The organism is Streptomyces sp. NPDC005181 (genome assembly GCF_040608395.1).
Taxonomy (GTDB): Bacteria; Actinomycetota; Actinomycetes; order Streptomycetales; family Streptomycetaceae; genus Streptomyces.
Map to the genome: position 1 here is coordinate 1 of NZ_JBEXID010000049.1, position 20,924 is coordinate 20,924.

A 20,924-nucleotide genomic window follows, 5' to 3' on the forward strand; every position below is an offset into this window, starting at 1 on the left:
CGAATACGCCCAGTATGAGGACGCTCCTCCGCCTTGCGATGCACCGCATCTGACGCCGCGCGCTGATCCACCAGGGATTACGGGACAGCCCTTAGGTGTGGACGTCGGACGTCCTGCGTGAAGTGCTGCGAGGTGTTGCCGAGGGCGATGCGGTCCTGCGGGCGGTTCGGTCCGGAGAAGCTCGGCCCTTGCCCCTCGAGGGCGCAGGAAGGGGCTCGTCGCCCCTTCCTGACCTGGCCGGTCGGCGGGCACGCGAGTGCCGCAGCCGGTGGAGACGCCTGACGCGCTGCCGCTGCCGACTCCCCGAGGGGCGCCTGTCCAGATGGGCCGGAGGCCCGCTCGCCCGCCTATAGATGTCGAGACACGTCAAATGTCGCAATTCTGATGATTGAGGAAAGTCACTCTCTTTTATTGACGAATGGGCAACTCGCGCGGGCCGAGGATTTGCCAGCCGGGCAAATCGCCCTTTTCGGACCGAGTGGCGAGAGTCACTTTCCAGGCCCGCGGACGCAGCGGCGCGCCGCCCGGTTCCCTTCTGTGCAAGGAAAGTTGACTCCGTGGACCGGGATGGATTGCGGAGAATTCCGTGACTCGATCTTGTAAATGAATTGTGATCGAAAATGGGGGGCTTGTTCAGGTCGGAGTTTCTCGCTTACGGTCACCGTCAATCCGGATGGAACGCCGAATCCTGCCGCCGTCCGGGAACCCGACCACACACGTACGGCAGGAGCGGGGGACCCAGGTAAGCCGCCGATCCGATATCCGGAACGGCTAGGGGTGAAGTCGTATTCCCATACGGCCAGGCAACTCCAGCCTCAACCCGACAGCTCACCTCGTAGGCGACGGAGAGGAATGCACATGCCCGCAACGGCTAACCACCGTCGTCGTAAGTCCAGTTCGCTGTCCCGCGGTTTTATCGCCGCGAGCGCGGGCGGAGCCGCTCTCGTGCTTCCGGTGATCGGTGCGACCGCTGCATCGGCGGCGCCCGCGAAGTCTGTCACCGCCGCCGTCGCAAAGACTGTGGCGCCCGCTGCGGCACCTGCCAAGGGAATTGCCGCCGCCCCGAAGGCTGCACCCTCCATCTATTCCGTGGTCACCGGTGACACCCTTTACAAGATTGCCGCGGGGCATCCCCTGAGTGGCGGTTGGCAGCAGCTGTACCAGGACAATCGAGCGGTCATCGGAGCCGACCCCGGCCTGATTCGCCCGGGCCTGAAGCTGACCATCGGTGCCAAGGCCGAGTCCACGGCTGTCGAGTCCAAGCCGGCCGCGAGCAGCGCCGCTCCTGCTGCCGCGCAGCCCGTGACGTACACGAACAACCTCGACGGCTGGATCAAGGAGTCGCTGGCCGTCATGGCCAAGCACGGCATTCCCGGCAGCTACGACGGCATCCACCGCAACATCATGCGCGAGTCCTCGGGCAACCCCCGGGCCATCAACAACTGGGACTCGAACGCCGCCAAGGGCACGCCGTCCAAGGGGCTTCTGCAGGTCATCGACCCCACGTTCAAGGCCTACCACGTGCCCGGTACGTCGATGGACAGTTACGACCCGGTCGCCAACATCACGGCTGCGTGCAACTACGCCGCCGCCAAGTACGGCTCGATCGACAACGTGTTCGGGGCCTACTGACGCCCGGTTGCGTTGATGCCCGTTCCGGGATGACGGGTGGCGAGAGTCCGAGGGGGCCTCGCCACCCGCTTCCGTCTCTGCTCTGTCGGAGGCGAGACCCGTTCAGTCGATCGCAGCCCCGGTCGAGGTGGTTCGGAGCGTCAGCGCCCGAGGCCGGGATCCTGGCGCAGTGAGCCCGGCCCCCGCACCGCGACGCACGGCGTGGCGTATCCGGGACATGCTTCGAGCGGGCGCAAATTACCGACAGGTATGTAGTGACTTGACGCGCAAACGGCAGTAGAACCAGTTTCACTCTGTCGAGAGTGAGGCGTGTCACATGAGTGACTCTACCATGCACGATGCAGGCCCCAAGGGCGTTTCGCGTCGAAGATTCATCACAGGAACTGGTTCTATTTTAGGGGCCGTGGCCCTCGTGGGTCACAGCACCCCCGCCCAGGCCGGGGTCGGCACCTCCGCTGCTCCGATCGACTCCGGAGCCCATGTCCCGGCCCTGGTGATCGGCACCGGATACGGCGGCTCCGTCGCCGCCCTGCGTCTCGCCCAGGCAGGCGTCGACGTGCACATGATCGAAATGGGCATGGCCTGGGACACCCCCGGCCCGGACGGCAAGATCTTTGCCAATACGACCTCCCCGGACAGCCGGTCGTACTGGCTCCGCACCAGGACCAAGCAGCCCCTCAGCAACTTTCTCGGCTTCCCCATCGACAAGAACATCACCCGCAGCACCGGGATCCTCGACGCCGAGGAGTTCAGCGGGATCACGGTCTACCAGGGCCGCGGCGTCGGTGGCGGCTCGCTGGTCAACGGTGGCATGGCGGTCACCCCCAAGCGCGAGAACTTCGGAGCCGTCCTCCCGTCGGTGGACGCCGACGAGATGTACGGGATCTACTACCCGCGCGCCAATGCCGGGCTCGGGGTCAGCACCATCGATCCGGCCTGGTTCGAGACCGCCGCGTGCTACCAGTACGCCCGGGTCGGCCGTAAGCAGGCCCAGCGTGCCGGCTTCCCGTTCGTCTTCGTGCCCACCGTGTACGACTGGGACTACATGAAGCAGGAAGAGGCCGGAACCGTCCCCAGATCGGCGCTGGCCGGCGAGATCCTCTACGGCAACAACTACGGCAAGAAGTCGCTGCAGAAGACGTACATCGACCGGATCAGGGCCACCGGCCGGGTCGCCATCTCGCCGCTGCACAAGGTCACTTCGGTCGCCCCGGCGGCAGGCGGCGGCTACACGGTCGTCATCGACCAGATCGACACCGGCGGTGTCACCACGGCCACCAAGACGGTGACCGCGGACCGGGTGTTCTTCGCGGCCGGGAGCGTGGGCACCAGCAAGCTGCTGGTCAAGTTGAAGGCCACCGGCGCGCTCCCCGGCCTGAACAACGAGATCGGCAAGGGGTGGGGCGACAACGGCAACGTCATGTGCGGCCGTGCCAACCACCTGTGGGACCCGACCGGCAGCCTTCAGGCGTCCATTCCCACGGGCGGTATCGACAACTGGGCCTCCGGTGGCGCGTTCGCCGAGGTCGCGCCGCTGCCCACCGGATTCGAGACCTACGCGTCGTTCTACCTGTCCATCACCAAGAACCCGAACCGGGCCGAGTTCGCCTGGAACGCCGCGACGGGCAAGGTCGACCTGAACTGGCAGACCGCCTGGAAGCAGCCGTCCATCGACGCCGCCAAGACGATCTTCGACAGGATCAACCAGAAGGAGGGGACGATCTACCGGACCGATCTCTTCGGCACCTACAAGATCTGGGGCGACCACCTCACGTACCACCCGCTCGGCGGCGCGGTGCTGAACCGGGCCACCGACAACTACGGCCGCCTGCACGGCTACTCCGGCCTGTACGTCATCGACGGCTCGCTGATCCCCGGCAACACCAGCGTCAACCCGTTCGTCACCATCACCGCGCTCGCCGAACGGAACATCGAGAAGATCATCGCCACCGACCTGTGACGATCAACGGCCGGGCAGCGCGCACACGGTGTCGAGGCCCAGCACATGGTTGAGCCGGCCGAACGCCAGCCATGATCCGATGCTCATGCTCAGCTCCACGATCTCGAGTTGGCTGTAGTGCGCGGCCATCCGGGACCAGAACGCATCGTCGAGGTTGTGGTGATCGAGGGCGTACCGCTCGGCGTATTCGGCGGCCAATCGGGTCCGGTCGTCGAATACGCCGGTGGTACGCCACTGGGTCACCGCGTCGGCGAAATCCTCCTCGACCTTCACGCCGTCCCGTTCGGTCCGCCAGTCGAGACAGAAGACGCACCCGTTGATCTGGGCGATCCGTAACCGTGCGGCTTCGAACTCGCGTAGTCCCAGGGTCGTGTGGGCGTACACCGACAGCGAGAAGTTCGAAGCGGCGATCCCGATCCCGGGCACCATCTCGCCCCACACGTACTCGATCGCGTCCCTGCCCTCGGGGATGTCGATGTTCATGGTTGTCTCCTTCCGAGCCTGCCGGCTGCGGGGCGCAGCGGGACGTCGAGCGCGTCGTACAGTCCTGGTTCCGCGTTCACGAGCCAGTCGATGGCGCCCACGAGCCGGCCGACCGCCGTGGCGTTCCCGCCCGCGGATCTGTTCTCGCCCTCGTCGGTGGCCTCGACCGTGACCTCGATGCGCGGGCGGCCCTCGATGATCACTCGATGTGCGCCGTCGCCGTCGGGCGGCGTCGGCCAGTCCGGCGCGCAGGAGGGGTGGATGCGCGTGATGTGCTCGATGACGATGCGGGGTTCGCCCCCGACGATGCCCTGCACTTCGAACCGCACGGCGCCCTGGGTGCCGGCCTCGAACGAGCCCATCGTCCGGGTGCTCACCGTGGCATCGAGCGGGCGCCGGTCCAACGTCTCGCGGATGTCTTCGAGTTCGGCCCCCAGTGCCCTGGCCATCAGCCGTATCTGCCCACCCCACACCATCGTCGGGACGGACGGTGCGAGCATCAGCGGCTCGTACTCCATCGGCTGGCCCATTCCGACGAGGTACCGGACCGATTCCTCCTGGTCGTAGGTGGAGTAGTCGAAGATCTCCTGACAGCGGATCACATCCACGGAGGTACCGAGTCCACTGATCAGCAACGGGAGTACGTCATTGCCCCAGCCGGGGTCGACACCGGAGACGAACAGCGAGCCGCCGCCGTCCGCGATCGCGGCCAGCACCGGATCCCGCAGCTCCGGCGGGGCGCCGAGCTGGTCGTACAGGGCGTACAATGCGGGGGTGACGACCACGGCCCCGGCCCGGATCGCCCGGCTGATGTCGGCGAGGGCCTCGTCGGGGCGGATGTCGCCGGACGCGGCGTACACCACGGCCCGGGGACCGGTGGCCAGCACGGCATCGATGTCGTCGTTCGCCCTGACCCCCAGCGGACGACCGAGCCCACCGAGCTCGCCCGCGTCGCGTCCCACCTTGTCGGGGTTGTGGACGAGCACGGCGGTGAGCTCGAGCGCCGGATGGGCCTCGACAGCGCGGATTGCGGCGCGGCCGACATTGCCCGTGCCCCAGACAACCGTGGAAATCATGCGCGGAGGGTAGCGAGAGGACCTATCAGTTCCTAGTGCCATGACGCGATGAGTTTGCCGGGCAGGACAGGGGAGTTGACCGCCATCGCGACGTCGCTCGGGCTGCGCCGCCATGCCAGGGGGAATGAATGCACCACGCCTGGGAGATGCTCCCGGCCTGCCGGAGAAACGGGATGCAGAAGCGCGGACGGGCCGGGACAACACACACGCCCGGGACGAGCGGCTGTGCTGGGCGTTCGGGCTGATCCCGGACGATCCCGAGGACCGGGCGGCGGCGCTTGCGCAGCCGGCCTGTGGCCCGGATCACCTGCTGCGCCGCCTGCGCGCCGAAGTCCATGCGGCACACCATGAAGTACGTCACAGTGCCGTGCGCGGGGCCGTGTCCGCCGTTGGTTCCTGGTGCCGGCAACGGCCCACCCCTGTCTGCCGATCTGAGGGTTCCCCGTTGACGGTCCGGACACTGCGTCGCTCCGGGGCGACTTAGGTCACCCTTCCCTGTCGCTGCAGTCGCCTGATAGAGATGTGGAATTCCGACAACTCATCGAAAGTCGCACCATGAACGAGGAAGATCTCACCGATTCCATACCCTTCACCATCGATCTGACCTTCGAGGAAGCTCGACGACGGGCGGAGGTCGTGACCGCACTCGGGCCCGACTGGAACCCGGTCGCCGTTCTCCAGAGCGAGGACGAGGCCTACGCGCTCCTTTACTCGAACCTGGACGTCGAGCAGCAGCGCACCTACGACCTGCTCGTGGCGACCGGTGTCCTGCCAGGAGGGGAGCCGGGCCGTGCGGCTGCCCATTGATCCACAGGCGGACGTCGCCCGCCGTGCCTGGCTCGCCTGCCCCGTCTGCGACGACGCCCGTCATTGCGAGACGTGCGCCGACCGCCGTAACTGCGGTGAGCACTGGCGCTATCTGATATCCACCAAGGGACCGGTCGTTCACCTTCAGTGTCCGCGGTGCACACACATGTGGTCAGTGAACACGCGGCCCGGCGTCAGCCGCCGCGACGACAGCACCTCCGGGTGCTGACCGACGGCCGGCTCAGGACTTGGCCTGGTGGTCACAGGACTTGGGGCGGCCCTTGGTCCTGCGCACAGTCCTGCGACGTGCGCGACACGAAATGAAGCGGTTCACAGGGGAGATTCGGGGTCTTCGCGCGGGGCAGGCTGTTCTGTTTCCTGCTCGGTGTCGGCGGAGCGAGAAACTGGCGTTCGAGCTGTCCGGGGGGTAGCCGGTCGGGCTCGACATAGCTCTGGGCGAGTCCGCCTTCCCGGATGGCGATCAGCAGGCGGGTGAAGTCGTCGGGATCCACGGTGAGTGTGCGGCCCGCGGCGCTCAGGCACTCTCCTCGGACATCCAGCGGGAGCTGACCGAAGGTGCGAATCGTTGTAGGCTCCGGACGTCGCCCTTGACCTGCGGGAAGCGGGCAGGGAGCAGGAAAGTCGGGAGATTTTTCGTGTTTCGTACCATGTTCAAGTCGAAGATCCACCGGGCCACCGTGACCCAGGCCGATCTGCACTACGTCGGCTCCGTCACGGTCGATGCCGAGCTGATGGAAGCAGCCGATCTGCTGCCCGGTGAGCTCGTGCACATCGTCGACATAGACAACGGCGCCCGGCTGGAGACGTACGTCATCGAGGGCGAGCGCGGCTCCGGTGTCATCGGCATCAACGGTGCCGCCGCCCACCTCGTCCACCCCGGCGACCTGGTCATCCTGATCAGCTACGCCCAGGTCGACGATGCCGAGGCCCGCGCTCTGACCCCGCGCATCGTCCATGTCGACGCCGACAACCGGATCGTCGCGCTCGGTGCCGATGCCTCGGCACCCGTGCCGGGCACCGCTACCGAACGCAGCCCGTACGCCGTTCCCGTAGCCAACTGACCGTTCCGTTCAGGAGGGAGCCCTCGCCATGGCTGAGAACACCGCGCTCGAATTCTTCGACGACCGAGAGAACGGCAACCTGCTGGCACTGGTGGACGGCCGGACCGCCGGAGTCATCGCGTACTTCGTGATGGACGGCACGCCCGCCGCGCTCGTCGCCGTGCACACCGTCGTCGAACCCGAGCACAAGGGCAAGGGATTCGCCGGCGCCCTGGCCCAGGAGTTCTACGCCATGGCGGGCCGCGAGGGGGTGCCCGTCGTCCCGCTCTGCCCGTACGCCGCGAAGTGGGCTCTGGGCCACCCCGACCAGGCCCCGGTGGCCCCGGTCGAGCTGGTGGAGCGGGCAAAGGAGCAGCTGAAGTCCCACCCCGAGTTGTAACGGTCCGATCCGATCCCCTCTGAACAGGACCCCGGGCCCTCGCCGATGACACTTGCGCTCCTGCACACCTCCCCGCTCCACGTCCCGGTCTTCGAGGCGCTCCGCGACGCCGACCACCCCGGTCTCGTCCTGCGCCATCTCGTGCACGAGGGCCTGCTCGCCCGCGCCCGGGACGCGGGCCCCGACGCGGTGCGCGGTGCGATCGAGGCACTGCTCGCGGGAGCTGTCGCCGAAGGTGCAACTGCGGTGCTCTGCACCTGTTCGACGATCGGCGGGGTCGCCGAGTCCGCCGCGGAGCCGCTCGGCGTCCCCGTGCTGCGTGTCGACCGCCCGATGGCGGCGGCCGCCGCCGCGAGGGACCGGGTGGTGGTCCTCGCGGCGATCGGAGACACCCTGCCGCCGACGCTCGCCCTGCTCGCCGAGGAGGCGGGCGGCCGGCGCGTGGACATCCGCACGGTGCTGGTCGCCGGCGCATGGGCGCGGTTCGAGGCCGGTGACCGTGACGGTTACCTGGAACTGGTGGCGGCGGCCGCCGACCGGGTGACGGACGCCGATGTGATCGTGCTGGCCCAGGCGTCCATGGCCGATGCCGCCACCCGCACAGCCACACGGATCCCGGTCCTCTCCAGCCCCCGACCCGGGCTCGCCGCCGCGGCCGCCGCGGCGGGCTGAGCCGCCGTACGGGTTCTCGTCCGACGGTACGGAACCCGGACGTATGGACTCGGCAGGCGAGGGCAGCCGCTCCGGGAGACGGTGGAGTCGAGATCCGCCGAACCTTCGGAGGCCCGACATGACCAACCCGTACCCCGACCCTGTTCCACCCGCGCCGACCCCCGGCCCCATGCCGGGACCGCCGTCGCCGCTGCCCGAGCCGACGCCCGCGCCGCCCGTCCCCGGCCCTGTGCCGCCCGGTCCGTCGCCCGACCCGATTCCGCAGCCGCCGCGGCCCGAGCCGGTGCCGGAACCGGAGCCGTCGCCCCAGCCGCCCGGATGACGGGGCCGGTCCGTACCGCCGCGACCTGCTACCGGTCGCGCCGCGGTCCGAGCCCGAGGAGCGAATCGGCGTGGCCTGCGCCGCTCTCCTCGGCGATCGAGTCCAGCGACTGCGCATCACGCACCGGCGCGAAGCGCACCGTGTCCCCGTCCGAGCCGCCGTCCCCGCCGTCGCCGACCGTGCTGAAGCCGTACACGGCGGGGCGCGGCAGGCTGTTGTACGACCACGGCGTGGAGAAGTAGTACGCGCCCGTGTCGTACAGCACCACGAAGTCGCCCTCCCGCAGTTCCGGCAGTTCCCGGGCGTGCGCGACGACATCACCGGCGAAGCAGCACGGCCCCGCGACGTCCTGGACCAGGAGCGGACCGTCCTTGGGCCGTCCCTCGGCGTCGAACGCCCCCACCCGCAGGGGCCAGGCGTCAGGCATGAAGACGGTACGGGTGGCGATCTGCGCCCCCGCGTGGGTGAGCGCGATACGGCGGCCCCCCGCGTCCTTCGTGTACTCGACGAGCGCCCCGATGAATCCGTTCTTGGCGAGCAGCGACCGGCCGAACTCGGTGACCAGCCCGTACCGGCCGTCGAAGAGCCCCGGTACCGCCGCCCGCAGCGCCGCCGCGTAGGCGGCGAAGGTGGGCCGGACGGAGTCGTCGTCGAAGTTGACGGGAAGGCCGCCGCCGATGTCGATGCTGGTGACCTGCCGCGTGCCGAGCGTCTTGTTGATCTCCTCGGCGAGCTGGTACATCTCTGCGACACCGGCCGCGATCAGCTCCGGGGAACAGCCCTGGGAACCGACATGGGCATGCAACTGGGTCAGCCAGGAGTGCTCGGCGAAGGCCTGCACGACACACTCGCGCGCGCCGGGATCGCGCAGCGCCACCCCGAACTTGGACGTGGCCGTGGCGGTGCTCATCGCCCCGATGGAACCGCTGCCCACCTGCGGGTTGACGCGTATCCCGATGACGGAGGCCGAGCTGCTGGGCCGCAGCGAGGCGATCCGGCGCACCTCGTCGAGGCTGTCGGCGTTGAGCGCCACCCCGAGCGCGAGCGCCTGACGGATCTCGTCACGGGTCTTGGCGGGGGAGTCGAGCACGATGGCCGAGGGCGCGAAACCGGCGTCGAGGGCGAGTCTCAGCTCACCCGGGCTGGCGACCTCGCACCCCATGCCGCAGTCGGCGAGCAGTCGCAGCACGGGGACCAGGGACGCGGCCTTGGCGGCAAATGTGTGCAGCACGCCGGGTGTGCCGGCGAACGCGTCCTGGAGGGCGGCGACGGAGTCGCGCACTCCGTCGGTGTCGATGAACCCCGCAACGGGCCGGGACTCGCCGAGCAGCCCGGCGCCGACGGCGTGGCGGACCGCGGCGGCGACACGCGCGGAGGACGGAGGGCCGGGGACGGCCGCGGTGAGAGGCATACGACGAGAGTCGGTGATGGGAGCCCCGCAGGTCTCTGTCGGACAGGACGGGATCGGTGCCGGTCCTTGGCCGTCGGGCCAACGGCTGCACCAATATGGGACAAATCTAACCGGTGAGGCGGACGGCGAGGGTGATGAGTAGCCGGGTGTCGGGGTCGTCGAGGTCGACGCCGAACCGCTCCCGGGCGCGTCGTAGCCGGTACCGCAGGGTGTTGGGGTGCAGGACGAGCCGCCGGGCCGCCCGTGCGACATCGCCCGACGCGTCGAAATAGGCGGCGAGCGAGCGGACCAGCTCGCCGCCGGTCGCCAGGTCCGTCCGTACAAGGTCGTGCACCGGCCCGCTGCCCGCTTCCCAGACCGGCCGTACGGCGTCCAGGACCCGCAGGACGTCCAGAGCGGGCCCGACCTCGGCGGCCCCTGCCCACCGGACCGGTGCCGGCTGCGCACCGTGCGACTCCCCGCCGTGCGGCTCCCTTCCGCGCGCCGCACGGTCACGCAGCACCCGTACGACCAGTCCCGCCTCCTCGTACGACGCGGCGGCCCGCAACGCGGAGGACGCCACGGACCCTGCGCCGACCCAGACCGGGGCGGATCCGGGGATCGACGTGGCGAGCGTGTCCAACTCCCTTGCCAGGCCCAGCGCTTCTCTCTCCCGGCCGCTCTCGACAGGCAGCAGCACAAGGAGTCGGTCCCCGTCGCGCAGGACGCGCACCGAGGGGTGGTACGAGGCGGCCTGCAGGCCCAGCACATCGAGGACCCGGTCGGCCGGTGCCCGCGGCCCGCCGTCGCGTTCGGCGACCACGACCGCGCACGGCGCCTCCGGCGACAACCCCAGCGACCAGGCGTGCGTGCGCCGGTCCCCGTGCCCGTACAGCAGACCGCGCACCGCATGGTCCCTGCGGCGCACGGCACCGCTCTCGCGCAGCCGGTGCTGCACCAGGTGCGGCGCGGCGACCTCCGCTCCGTGCCGCAGTGCTTCCGCCGCCCGGGCGGACAGCGCGCGCCCGTCCGCAGCCGCCCAGATGGACCCGAGCACTTCGGAGCCGCTGCGGACGGCGATGATCAGACGCTCGGGGCTGTCGCCGTCGGCGGGGCGGTGGACGACGTCCTGTGAGGTCCACAGCGCGCGGAGGATCCCACTGCGGCGCAGTTCGGCGACGCGCCACTCGGGAACCCGGCCGCCCAGAATGGTCGACCGGCGCACCCCGTCCGCCTCGGGGCGGGTGGCGGAGTGTGCCAGGACCCGGAACCGGGTGTCCTCGATGGTGAGGGAACCCCCGGTGGACTCGGCGATGGCCGAGGCGAGGGCGGCCAGCCCGCCGGCCGAGGCATCCGCCGTGGCGGCGGCTGCCTCTCCACGCCCCGCCTCCACGAACGAGAGAGCGGAACGCAGCAGCGCCGCGGTGTCGGTCCAGTCGGCCCACGCCGCGCGGGCGAGCAGGGCGATGCCCGATTCCTCGGCGGCCGCCAGCACCTCGGGCGCCGCGGGCACTCCTTCCGTGTCCCGGAGCACCACGGCGCAGGCACCGCGCCGGGCCGCCTCGCGCACCGGGTCCGCCGCGTCGGCGGAGGCGGCGGGCGGGCCGACGGCCAGCACGATGCGGCGGTCGAGCGGCTGCCCGGGGCCCTCGTCGCCCACCGCCACCCCACGGACGCAGATGTCCTGACCGGCAGGGGCGAGCAGCAGCCGCAGAGTCCCGCCGTCGTCGAACGCCAGGACGTCGCGGAGCTCGGCCCCCGGTTCGGACTCACGCACATCGTGGGGCGGAGGGATCGTCATGAAAGCCGAGCATACGAAGGGCGGGGTGGTGGCCGAGTGGGGCCCTGCGTATGCGTGAGCGGGAGGAGACGCCGGAGGAGAAGAGGTGCACGACGGAGCCGACGGGGCCCCGACCCGACTCGCGGCAGCCTTCGGGAGGCGGCCGGATCGTCTCGGGGCTGCTCGCCGATGCGGTCCCGGTCCGGTGCAGTCTTCACGAGGTCCGCGGACGGACCGGCGCCGGGCCCAGCGTCGTACTGCCCGGTGCGGCCCGGTGGCCGAGACCGGTGCGGTACGCGTCCATCGCCGCCTCGGTGCGGCCCGCCCGGCGCAGCAGATCGCCGAGGAGCCGGCAGATGTCCGCCAGGTCACCGGCCGCGCCCGCGCGTTCCAGCAGGCCGAGCGCGGTGACGTAGTGCTCCTCGGCGCGGTCGAGGTCGCCCCGTTCCTCGGCGATCTGCCCGAGGAGCCGGTGCACGCCGCCGGCGTGGACCGAGCCCCGGTCCGGCTGCAGTTCGCAGAGCAGCCTCCGCAGCAGGGCCTCTGCCTCCTGCGCCTTGCCGAGCCGGCGCAGCACATCGGCGAGCTCCACCTCGACCTGTGCCGTGTAGAGCGCCGCCCGCTTCGAGGCCAGCATGTCGCGTGCGGCACGCAGTTCGGTCTCGGCACCGAACAGATCGCCGTCCTGCGCCCGCACATAGCCGCGCATCCAGTGGCAGTGCGCCATCTCCGTACGGATCTGGAGCTGCTGGTAGATCTCGGCAGCCTTGGCGAGCGAGGCGTCGGCCTCCGCTGTGCGGCCGGCCGCGATGAGCGTACGCGCGACTCCTCGGTGCAGTCCGGCGACCAGCTCCGGGTCGGAGACCTGCGGGGCGAGGGCCAGCGCCAGTTCGCCTGCCTGCGCGGCGCGGGCATGGGCACCCATGTCCATGTAGGGGGCGATCGCGGCTGTGTACAGCAGCAGAAGCGCACCGGGGTCCTGCAGACCGGAGGCGTTGAGCTCGTCGATCGCGCTCTCCAGCAGATAGCAGGCGTAGCGGAGTTCGCCCGCCAGGAGGTGCGCGACGGCCCGGCCGCGGATTGCTGGGGCGCGCTCCGGGAGCGGGGCGCCGGCGAGGAGTTTCTCCGCGGCTTCGAAGTGCTCGCGGGCCACCGACAGGTCCCCCGTCTCGAGCGCGCACTGCCCGAGCCCCAGCAGCGCCGTGGCGCGTTCGCCGTCGAGTACGAGTCGCTCGGCCTCGGCGAGCAGCCGGGCGTAGGCGGCGGCGGCGTCCTCGGCGGCGCCGGTGGCCAGGGTCCGCTGGGCCTCGACAAGGCGCAGCCGCAGGTCGGTGGCGAGATGGGCCGGGCGCCCTGTGGCCAGTTCCTCGTACGTCACCCCCAGGCGCTCCGCGAGATGCCGTACGGCGGACTCGGAGGGGCGGACCCGGCCCGCTTCCAGAGTCGAGATGTACGCCGGCGTGTAGGCGGGCTCGGCCAGCTGACGTTGGGTCAGCCCACGCTTCGTGCGCAGCCGGTGCACGCGCCGTCCGACGGCGCCGGGATCGTTCTCCGGTCCGTGCCCCTCGCCCGGTCCGTGCCCCTCGCCCGGTCCGTGCCCCTCGCCCGGTCCGTTCCCGGCGTCCGTGCCTGTGGTGTGTATCGCGGCCACTGGCTCGCCCCTCCTGTACTCACGACGTGATCTGCGCTCCATGAAGAGTAGTTGTCCGGCTGCGCGCACCAACCGCCAGTCTTGCGGGCCATGTTCGGCGCCTCGTTCACATCTAGGTCAAGCGTCGAGATAAATCCCATTAACTCGCAAGTTGATCAAGGGTTGTGCCCCCTCACGTCCACTCGGAGTCCGAGGCCTTCAAGGAGTTGTGCATACGCACAGGCCCAGGCACGTGCCGAACGGCGGTATCGGTGACGGGACTCGCTCTCGTCGGCCTGCTGGCAGCGACCGCCGCTACTGCCGCCCCCGCGGGGGCGGCAGTAGCCGATGCCGACGGCGGGGGAAGTCACCGGGTCGAGTACTTCCTCGCGCCCGGTGGCGCCGGCCGGACCGTGGAGGTGCCGGCCGCCGCGCCGGCGACGACCGGCCGGAGTGCAGGTGCTTCGCTCGGCGCCGCGGATGCCGCCGTGGACGGCACGGTCGGACGCCAATCGGTGACCGGCACGACCGACGACCGGCTCGACGTCGTGATCACCGCCAACTCCACCAAGTACGGTGGTGCCGGCTACTCCGCTCACGCATATCCCGTATGCGCTCCGTCCCAGGCGGGCGGAATCCCTCACGACCCGGCCATATGAGTGTGGCCAGAGGCGACGGGGAGGCCCCGAACCATCCGCGACCCCGCCGTCCGTGCCCTGGCCACCGACACACTCACCTGGAGGGTCCAGGCCACCGGCCACCGGAAGTAACGGGCCGTTCCAGGCCCTCCCGCCTCAGGCGACGATCGGGACCACGGCCTCCGGCGTCAGCATCCGGAACGTGAACGACTGGTGGAAGTAGAGCCGGATGTGGGTCGCGTCGTGGTCCTGATAGCCGATGGACAGATCCTGGCCCAGCCGCAGTTCGAAGTCGCCGCCACGGGTGGACAGCAGCACCCCGCCCTTGACGGCGGGCGCCCACAGGATCCGGTCGTCCAGCAGTCGCGAGAGATGCGTGGCCACCGGATAGCCGTGGTCGGACGTCTCCGTCGCCTCGGTGAACGCGTCGGCGCCGAGCAGCAGCCGGTACGGCCCGTCGACACCGGCCAGGCGCAGCCGGGTCAACGCCTGGCTCACGGTCGTCGGATAGTCGCGGGCATCGGCCGGCAGCGCCAGCGCAGGGTGCGAGGAGCCGTCCCGCAGACCGGTGATCCCGGCCGCCGCGTACCCGTCGATGATGGCCATGTCCTCGGCGAACGCACAGGTCCGGGCGGCGTCCTTGACGGGCTGCCAGTCGCTGTCGTCGGAGCCGCGCTCGACATCGTCCATGGCCGCCCGGGTCACCGTGAACGGCACCCGCCACTCGATGACCGGCGTCGACGTACGGGCCCGGGCGATGACGTCCGGTGTCGGCGGATCGATGTCACGCAGACGCCCGTCACCGACCGCCGCGAGCGCCGGCCCCTCCGGGTCCGTCACATCGACGACGCGGCGGCCCGCCAGATGGCGGCTGAAGGTGCGCCGGGCCTCTTCTTCGATCTGGTCCCAGGCGATTTCCGTGATGGGGGCGAGTTCGCGGTGGAGGTTGTTCATCACTGGGCGCTTTCTTGCAGGCTGCCGATGTGCAGCGAACCGTCACCCGCACCCGTCGGAGCCGGGGCCTGGGCCACCGGCGCGGACGCAGGCTGCGGCAGGGACTCGGTTCCGGACAGGACGGGGGACGGCGGCGGGGCGTCGAAGAAGTCGGCGCAGGGGGCGTAGAAGAGCGTGCCGGTGACCGCGGTCGAGAAGTCGAGAATGCGGTCGTGCGTACCGGGCGGACTGCCGAGGAACATGTTGCGGAGCATCTGTTCGGTCACGTCCGGATCGGCGGCGTAACCGATGAAGTACGTGCCGAACTCGCCCTGCTCGAAGCTGCCGAACGGCATATTGGCGCGCAGGATCTCGCGCGCCGATCCGTCCGGCGCGGTGAGGGTGTTCAGCGCGACGTGGGAGTTGGCCGGCTTGACGGTGTCGGGCATTTCGACGTCGTCGGCCTTGGTGCGGCCGATGACCCGCTCCTGCTCCTCCGTGCTCAGCGCGTTCCAGCCGGTCAGGTCGTGAAGATACTTCTGCACGATGACATAGCTGCCGCCGGCGAAGTCCGGGTCGGCGGAGCCCACGAGCGCCGCGGCCCGCGCGCCGGCCCCCACCGGGTTCTCCGTCCCGTCGACGAAGCCGAGCAGATCGCGGTGGTCGAGATAGCGGAACCCCTGGGTCTCGTCGACGATCTTCACGGCCCCGCCGAGTCTGCCGATCAGCCGGGCGGCCCACTCGAAGCAGACGTCCATCCGCTCGCCCCGGATATGGAACAGCAGATCGCCGGGGGTGGCGGGGGCGTGGTGGCGGGCGCCGTGCAGCTCCTGGAACGGATGGAGTCCGGCCGGCCGCGGCCCTGCGAACAGCCGGTCCCAGGCATCCGAGCCGAACCCGGTCACACAGGCCAGATCGACGCCCGGGTACCGGAAGTCGATGGACCGGGCGAACGCCCCGAGGTCCGGGAGCACGTCGCGTACGGCGGCCTCACCACCTGGCTCGATCGTGGCGACCAGGATCAGGGCGGCGGTGGTCAGCGGCGTGACGACGGGCTGGGCGGCGGCCGGGTCCGGGACGGCGTCGGGCATACGGAGGCTCCGAGGAGTGGTGGCGACAGCGCGGTCGTGGCGTCGGTGCGGTGCCGGCGTCCCGGCGGTGCGGGACGACGGCGGGACTCGCTGCTACTTACGCATAGGTACCGTTCCGCCGCACCCGGGGTGACCCGGCCGGGCGAACAGCCGGCCGCGGCCCGTCAGCCGGTGGCGGTCTCCGACCGGTCGCCGCCCCAGAGCGTGTGGAAGGAGCCAGGACGGTCCGTACGCCGGTAGGTGTGCGCCCCGAAGAAGTCCCGCTGCCCCTGAGTGAGCGCCGCGGGCAGCCGGTCGGCGCGCAGACCGTCGTAGTACGAAAGCGCGGCGGCGAATCCGGGGGTCGGCACTCCCTGGCGTACCGCCTCGGCGACCACCGTCCGCCAGTCGTCCTGCGCCGCGCCGATCTCCTCGGCGAACTGCTGGTCGGAGAGGAGACTCACCAGCTCCGGCTGTGCGTCGTACGCCGCCCGGATCCGGTCCAGGAATGCCGCCCGGATGATGCAACCGGCCCGCCAGATCGCGGCCACCGCACCGAGATCGATCTTCCAGTCGTATGTCTCGCTGCCCGCCCGGATCTGATGGAACCCCTGCGTGTACGAGACGATCTTGGAGGCGTACAGCGCCTGCTCCACCCGGTCGGCGAACGCCGCGGCCTCGGCCCCGGCCAGTGGAGTGGCCGACGGGCCCGGCAGCTCCCGCGCGGCCTCCCGCAGATCCGCGTGGCCCGACAGCGAACGGGCGAAGACGGCCTCTGCGATACCGGAGACCGGCACGCCCAGATCGAGTGCGATCTGCACGGTCCAGCGGCCCGTGCCCTTCTGCTCCGCCCGGTCCTGCACGATGTCGACGAACGGCTTCCCCGTCTCCCGGTCCGTATGGGAGAGGACTTCCGCCGTGATCTCGATCAGATACGAGTCGAGCCGGCCGGTGTTCCAGCCGCGGAACGTCTCGGCGATCTTCGCGGGGGAGTAGCCGGCCACCCTCCGCAGCAGGTCGTACGCCTCCGCGATCAGCTGCATGTCCGCGTATTCGATGCCGTTGTGGACCATCTTCACGAAGTGCCCGGCACCGTCGGGGCCGATGTGCGTGGTGCACGGAGTGCCGTCCTTCGCCTTCGCGGCGATCTTCTCCAGGAGCGGTCCCAGCGATTCGTACGACCGGGTGGAACCGCCGGGCATGATGCTCGGCCCGTTCAGCGCGCCCTCCTCGCCGCCCGAGATACCGACACCGACGAAATGGATGCCGCGCTCGCGCAGATCCTTCTCGCGGCGGCGGGTGTCCTCGAAGTGCGCGTTGCCGCCGTCGATGATGACGTCGCCCTCGTCGAGCAGCGGGGCGAACTCCTGGATCACCGCGTCTGTCGGATCGCCTGCCTTGACCATGATGACCAGCCTGCGCGGGCGTTCCAGCGCTGCCACGAACTCCTCGGGCGTGCGCGCGGCGACGAAGGTGCCCTCGTCGCCGAACTCCTTCACCAGGGCGTCGGTCTTCGCGGTCGTACGGTTGTGCACCGCTACGGTGAAGCCGTTGCGGGCGAAGTTCCGGGCGAGATTGCGGCCCATCACCGCAAGTCCAGTGACGCCGATCTGCGCAGTGCCGCTCATCTGTGTGCTCCTGCAGTCTGTCGAGGATGCCGGGATGACCAGTATGGATACGGGGCGCGAGGACGGCCTGTTCAAGCCGCCGTACGCCGTGCACGCTGCCGCAGTAAACCGTCCGTACGGTCGAGTGCCGCGGTGCCACGGCTCACGCCTCGCCGGTCAGAGGGCGGAGGCTGCTTTCACCTGTTCCGACGGGGTGGGCAGCATGGCGGCGCGAGCAATGTTGCGGGCCATCCCTCCGAAGACGACGGCGTGGAACGGGGAGACACTCCACCAGTAGGCATGGCCCAGCAGCCCTCGGGGATGGAACAGTGCGCGCTGCCGGTAGTGCGCGCCTCCGGACGTGTTCCGCTCGGCGTACAGCTCCAGCCATGCCAGGCCGGGCAGCCGCATCTCCGCGCGCAGCCGCAGCAGATGGCCCGGCACGATGTCTTCGACCCGCCAGAAGTCCAACGAGTCGCCCACCCTGAGCCGGGTGGCGTCCCGGCGGCCTCGTCTCAGTCCGACACCGCCGATCGCACGGTCGAGCCAGCCGCGGACAGCCCATGCCAGGGGGAAGGAATACCAGCCGTGGTCGCCCCCGATGCCTTCGATGACCCTCCACAGGGCCTCTGGGGCGGCGTCGATGCAGAGTTCCCGCTCGTCGGTGTAGAGACTGCCGCCTGCCCAGCCCGGGTCCGTGGGCAGCGGGTCGCTCGGCGCACCGGGCACCGAGGCCGACGACCACCGAGTTGTCACGTTCGCCTCGCGCACCCGCTGCAGCGCGAGCGCCAGCGCCCTCCGGAACGTGAACGGCTGCCCGGGCCCGTCGGGGACGTAGCGTGCGATGTCGTGCTCGCGGCACACGACCTCGTACTTCAGCGATTCGGCGAGCGGGCGTGCGATCGAGCGGGGTACAGGGGTGACCAGCCCGATCCAGTGGCTCGACAGCCGGGGTGTCAGCATCGGGACGGGCAGGATCAGCCGGTGCGGCAGACGGGCGACGGTCGCGTACACCTGCATCATCTCGCGGTAGGTGACGATGTCGGGGCCGCCGATGTCGAAGGTGCGGTTCACCTCGGCCGGCATGGTTGCGCTGCCCACGAGATAGCGCAGTACGTCACGGACGGCGACCGGTTGGATCCTGGTCGACACCCAGCTCGGCGTGACCATGACCGGCAGACGTTCGGTGAGGTAGCGCAACATCTCGAAGGAGGCCGAACCGGAGCCGATGATGACGGCCGCGCGCAGAGCCGTGGTCGGCACGCCCGACTCCAGCAGGATCCTGCCGACCTCGGCACGCGAGCGCAGATGGGGCGACAGTTCGTGCTCGGGGACGCCGGCGGGCGTGAGTCCGCCCAAATAGACGATGCGTGAGACACCTGCGGCGCGCGCCTGCTCGCCGAATGTCCGGGCCGCGTTGCGGTCCGTGGCCTCGAAGTCCGATCCGCTGCCGAGTGCGTGCACCAGGTAGTAGGCGACGTCCACACCCCGCATGGCTGTCCCCAGCGACTCGGGGTCCAGGACATCACCGCGGACGACCTCGGCCCGGCCGGCCCAGGGGTGGTCACGCAGCTTCTCGGGCGTACGCGCGAGACAGCGCACGCTGTGCCCGGCATCGAGCAGTTCGGGGACCAGCCGGCCTCCGATGTAGCCCGTCGCACCGGTCACCAGGCAGCGCAGTCCCGGTGCGCCGTCCTCGTGGTTCATGGCGCCTCCGTACGTCTCGATCGCCGACTCTTCCACCGTGCCTGTGCGCCGTCCCTTCCGCTTCCCGACGATGTGTCCGGATGCTTGGGGCGGCGGGAAGCGGCCGAGCGGGTGGTGCGCCGGTGCCGCCGTCCGTTCACGGAGGCGGTACGGAAGATCCTCAGCGCGGTATGCCTGGTCGGGACGGCTAAAACCTGAAGCGTGTTGCCCATAGAGTGGTCGCGAAGCACTGACAAATGGTCCCGGCCTCACAAGGGCTGCGGACGGGGCGTGCGGCAGCCGTCCGAGGCGTGCCGCGACGAAGCGGGGGCGGCGTGACAGAAGCAGAGGTCGGAGCGCGCAATGCGAGCGACGCGGAGGGCGAACCTCCTGCCGAGCAGCCCCGACGGAAGAATGAACGACGCTCCTTCTGGGTGGAGTTGCCCCTCCTCATCGGCGTTGCGCTGGTGCTGTCGCTGCTCATCAAGACGTTCCTGACCCAGGCCTTCTCGATCCCCTCGGAGTCCATGCAGAACACGCTGCAGCCCGGGGACCGTGTGCTGGTCGACAAACTCACGCCCTGGTTCGGTTCACAGCCCGGGCGCGGGGAGGTCGTGGTCTTCCACGACCCGGGCAACTGGCTGCCGACCGACCCGGCTTCGCGTGCGAACCCGGTGCAAGAGGTGCTGTCCTTCATCGGCCTGATGCCGTCGGCGGACGAGAAGGACCTGATCAAGCGGGTGATCGGGGTGGGAGGAGACACCGTCGAGTGCAAGGGCACCGGCCCGGTCAAGGTGAACGGCAAGGCCCTCGACGAGCCCTACGTGTTCCCCGGCAACACTCCGTGCAGCTCGGATGCCGAATTCACGATCACTGTTCCGCAGGGACATATCTGGGTGATGGGCGACCACCGTCAGTCATCGGCGGATTCCCGCTACCACCGAAATAACCCGGGTGGCGGTGCGGTACCCGTCGACGACGTGGTCGGCCGCGCCTTCACCATCGCCTGGCCGGTCACGCGATGGGACTGGCTGTCCGTCCCCGACACCTTCGAGCAGTAGACAAGCAGTGAGCGTGAGCGCCTGCGCATATCAGGAGTCCGTCTAGAGGCCCTAGGCAGTAGCCTAGGCTCCATTGATCCGGTGGAGGTGGCGGATGGCTCGCGCTGGTCTGACGACCGATCGCGTGGTGGAAGCGGCGGCCGATCTGGCGGACTCCATCGGTCTCGACAAGGTCACCGTGTCCGCGCTGGCGCGCGGCTTCGGGGTGAAGGACGCCAGCCTGTACTCCCATGTCAGGAGCGTGCAGGACCTGCGCACCCGGGTCGCGCTGCTGGCCGCGGGGGAGTTCGCCGACCGGCTCGGCACGGCGGTTGCCGGACGGGCCGGCAGGGACGCCCTCGTCGCCTTCGCCGACGCCTACCGTGCCTTTGCCCTGGAACGGCCGGGTCGGTACGCGGCGACCCAGATCCGGCTCGATCCCGCCGTCGCCGCCGCATCCACCGCGTTCGACCGCACCATCGAGATCATCTACGCGATGCTGCGCGCCTACGACCTGTCCGAGCCCGACTTCACGGACGCCGTACGGCTGCTGCGCAGCACCTTCCACGGCTACAGCGCCCTGGAGGCCAACGGCGGCTTCGGTGCCCCCCGCGACGTGCAGGCGTCCTGGCAGCAGTGCGTCGAGGCGCTGCACATCGTGCTGGAGCGCTGGCCGTCCGCACAGCGGCGCGGGGAGGGCGGGGAGAACGATGGATGAGCGGACCTCGGCCCGCACC

Annotated in this window: 20 protein-coding genes and 1 riboswitch; of the genes, 10 read left to right on the plus strand and 10 right to left on the minus strand. The window is 70.0% G+C overall.

The annotated features are described in order from the left end of the window. The first annotated feature begins 669 nt into the window (after nucleotides 1-669). Nucleotides 670-855, plus strand: a riboswitch (cyclic di-AMP (ydaO/yuaA leader). 3 nt (nucleotides 856-858) lie between these two features. Together ABZV38_RS26325 and ABZV38_RS26330 are read left to right on the plus strand one after the other, a co-directional pair. After that, on the plus strand, nucleotides 859-1,632 hold the full coding sequence (locus ABZV38_RS26325) for a LysM peptidoglycan-binding domain-containing protein (protein ID WP_356330841.1): 774 nt from the start codon (nucleotides 859-861) through the stop codon (nucleotides 1,630-1,632). Nucleotides 1,633-1,948: 316 nt separating this feature from the next. After that, the gene (locus ABZV38_RS26330) at nucleotides 1,949-3,592 is read left to right on the plus strand and encodes a GMC oxidoreductase (RefSeq protein WP_356330843.1); all 1,644 of its coding nucleotides are present in this window, start codon (nucleotides 1,949-1,951) and stop codon (nucleotides 3,590-3,592) included. A 3-nt stretch (nucleotides 3,593-3,595) separates the two neighbouring features. Here ABZV38_RS26330 and ABZV38_RS26335 read toward each other — a convergent pair whose 3' ends face one another. Further along, the gene (locus ABZV38_RS26335) at nucleotides 3,596-4,075 is read right to left on the minus strand and encodes a carboxymuconolactone decarboxylase family protein (RefSeq protein WP_356330845.1); all 480 of its coding nucleotides are present in this window, start codon (nucleotides 4,073-4,075) and stop codon (nucleotides 3,596-3,598) included. Then, on the minus strand, nucleotides 4,072-5,151 hold the full coding sequence (locus ABZV38_RS26340; protein WP_356330847.1) for a dihydrodipicolinate reductase: 1,080 nt from the start codon (nucleotides 5,149-5,151) through the stop codon (nucleotides 4,072-4,074). The genes ABZV38_RS26335 and ABZV38_RS26340 overlap by 4 nt, the downstream gene beginning before the upstream one ends. Before the next feature lie 555 nt (nucleotides 5,152-5,706). Between ABZV38_RS26340 and ABZV38_RS26345 the strand changes: the two genes are divergently transcribed. Both ABZV38_RS26345 and ABZV38_RS26350 read left to right on the plus strand, forming a co-directional pair. After that, nucleotides 5,707-5,958: a DUF6400 family protein gene (locus ABZV38_RS26345; protein ID WP_356330849.1), complete on the plus strand. Its 252-nt coding sequence runs from the start codon at nucleotides 5,707-5,709 to the stop codon at nucleotides 5,956-5,958. After that, nucleotides 5,942-6,187 (plus strand): hypothetical protein, encoded by a 246-nt coding sequence (locus tag ABZV38_RS26350; RefSeq protein ID WP_356330851.1) that lies wholly within the window; start codon nucleotides 5,942-5,944, stop codon nucleotides 6,185-6,187. Before ABZV38_RS26345 ends, ABZV38_RS26350 begins: the two co-directional genes overlap by 17 nt. Nucleotides 6,188-6,218: 31 nt before the next feature. Here ABZV38_RS26350 and ABZV38_RS26355 read toward each other — a convergent pair whose 3' ends face one another. Further along, nucleotides 6,219-6,470: a hypothetical protein gene (locus tag ABZV38_RS26355; RefSeq protein WP_356330853.1), complete on the minus strand. Its 252-nt coding sequence runs from the start codon at nucleotides 6,468-6,470 to the stop codon at nucleotides 6,219-6,221. A 144-nt stretch (nucleotides 6,471-6,614) separates the two neighbouring features. On the opposite strand from ABZV38_RS26355, the gene panD reads away from it, so the two are divergent. From panD to ABZV38_RS26370, 3 genes are read left to right on the plus strand one after another with little or no spacing between them, the layout of a single operon-like run. Continuing rightward, nucleotides 6,615-7,040: an aspartate 1-decarboxylase gene (panD, locus tag ABZV38_RS26360; protein ID WP_356330855.1), complete on the plus strand. Its 426-nt coding sequence runs from the start codon at nucleotides 6,615-6,617 to the stop codon at nucleotides 7,038-7,040. Nucleotides 7,041-7,068: 28 nt separating this feature from the next. Then, nucleotides 7,069-7,419: a GNAT family N-acetyltransferase gene (locus tag ABZV38_RS26365; RefSeq protein ID WP_356330858.1), complete on the plus strand. Its 351-nt coding sequence runs from the start codon at nucleotides 7,069-7,071 to the stop codon at nucleotides 7,417-7,419. A 45-nt stretch (nucleotides 7,420-7,464) separates the two neighbouring features. Continuing rightward, nucleotides 7,465-8,091 (plus strand): aspartate/glutamate racemase family protein, encoded by a 627-nt coding sequence (locus tag ABZV38_RS26370; RefSeq protein WP_356330859.1) that lies wholly within the window; start codon nucleotides 7,465-7,467, stop codon nucleotides 8,089-8,091. Nucleotides 8,092-8,441: 350 nt separating this feature from the next. Here the strand turns inward: ABZV38_RS26370 and ABZV38_RS26375 are convergent, their stop codons facing one another. The 3 genes from ABZV38_RS26375 to ABZV38_RS26385 all read right to left on the minus strand — a co-directional run bounded on the left by ABZV38_RS26375 (nucleotide 8,442) and on the right by ABZV38_RS26385 (nucleotide 13,105). Then, on the minus strand, nucleotides 8,442-9,824 hold the full coding sequence (locus ABZV38_RS26375; protein WP_356330861.1) for a diaminopimelate decarboxylase: 1,383 nt from the start codon (nucleotides 9,822-9,824) through the stop codon (nucleotides 8,442-8,444). A gap of 106 nt (nucleotides 9,825-9,930) precedes the next feature. Beyond that, nucleotides 9,931-11,604, minus strand: coding sequence for a helix-turn-helix domain-containing protein (locus ABZV38_RS26380; RefSeq protein ID WP_356330863.1), 1,674 nt, complete (start codon nucleotides 11,602-11,604; stop codon nucleotides 9,931-9,933). A 193-nt stretch (nucleotides 11,605-11,797) separates the two neighbouring features. Then, a complete protein-coding gene (locus ABZV38_RS26385) occupies nucleotides 11,798-13,105 on the minus strand; it encodes a helix-turn-helix domain-containing protein (RefSeq protein WP_356330939.1) in 1,308 nt (435 codons plus the stop codon). A gap of 380 nt (nucleotides 13,106-13,485) precedes the next feature. Between ABZV38_RS26385 and ABZV38_RS26390 the strand changes: the two genes are divergently transcribed. Beyond that, nucleotides 13,486-13,872 carry a hypothetical protein gene (locus ABZV38_RS26390; protein WP_356330865.1) on the plus strand — a complete coding sequence of 129 codons (387 nt, stop codon included), beginning with the start codon at nucleotides 13,486-13,488 and terminating at the stop codon, nucleotides 13,870-13,872. Nucleotides 13,873-14,007: 135 nt separating this feature from the next. Here the strand turns inward: ABZV38_RS26390 and ABZV38_RS26395 are convergent, their stop codons facing one another. The 4 genes from ABZV38_RS26395 to ABZV38_RS26410 all read right to left on the minus strand — a co-directional run bounded on the left by ABZV38_RS26395 (nucleotide 14,008) and on the right by ABZV38_RS26410 (nucleotide 19,168). Then, entirely contained in the window at nucleotides 14,008-14,805 is a 798-nt protein-coding gene (locus ABZV38_RS26395) for a family 1 encapsulin nanocompartment shell protein (protein ID WP_356330866.1), read from the minus strand. After that, nucleotides 14,805-15,875, minus strand: coding sequence for a Dyp-type peroxidase (locus ABZV38_RS26400; RefSeq protein ID WP_356330868.1), 1,071 nt, complete (start codon nucleotides 15,873-15,875; stop codon nucleotides 14,805-14,807). The genes ABZV38_RS26395 and ABZV38_RS26400 overlap by 1 nt, the downstream gene beginning before the upstream one ends. Nucleotides 15,876-16,039: 164 nt before the next feature. Continuing rightward, a complete protein-coding gene (gndA, locus tag ABZV38_RS26405) occupies nucleotides 16,040-17,482 on the minus strand; it encodes an NADP-dependent phosphogluconate dehydrogenase (protein ID WP_356330870.1) in 1,443 nt (480 codons plus the stop codon). A gap of 156 nt (nucleotides 17,483-17,638) precedes the next feature. Beyond that, nucleotides 17,639-19,168 (minus strand): SDR family oxidoreductase, encoded by a 1,530-nt coding sequence (locus ABZV38_RS26410; protein ID WP_356330871.1) that lies wholly within the window; start codon nucleotides 19,166-19,168, stop codon nucleotides 17,639-17,641. Between the two features lie 236 nt (nucleotides 19,169-19,404). Between ABZV38_RS26410 and lepB the strand changes: the two genes are divergently transcribed. Then, a complete protein-coding gene (lepB, locus tag ABZV38_RS26415) occupies nucleotides 19,405-20,208 on the plus strand; it encodes a signal peptidase I (protein ID WP_356330873.1) in 804 nt (267 codons plus the stop codon). A gap of 94 nt (nucleotides 20,209-20,302) precedes the next feature. Beyond that, nucleotides 20,303-20,905 (plus strand): WHG domain-containing protein, encoded by a 603-nt coding sequence (locus ABZV38_RS26420; RefSeq protein WP_356330875.1) that lies wholly within the window; start codon nucleotides 20,303-20,305, stop codon nucleotides 20,903-20,905. The last annotated feature ends 19 nt before the right edge of the window (nucleotides 20,906-20,924 follow it).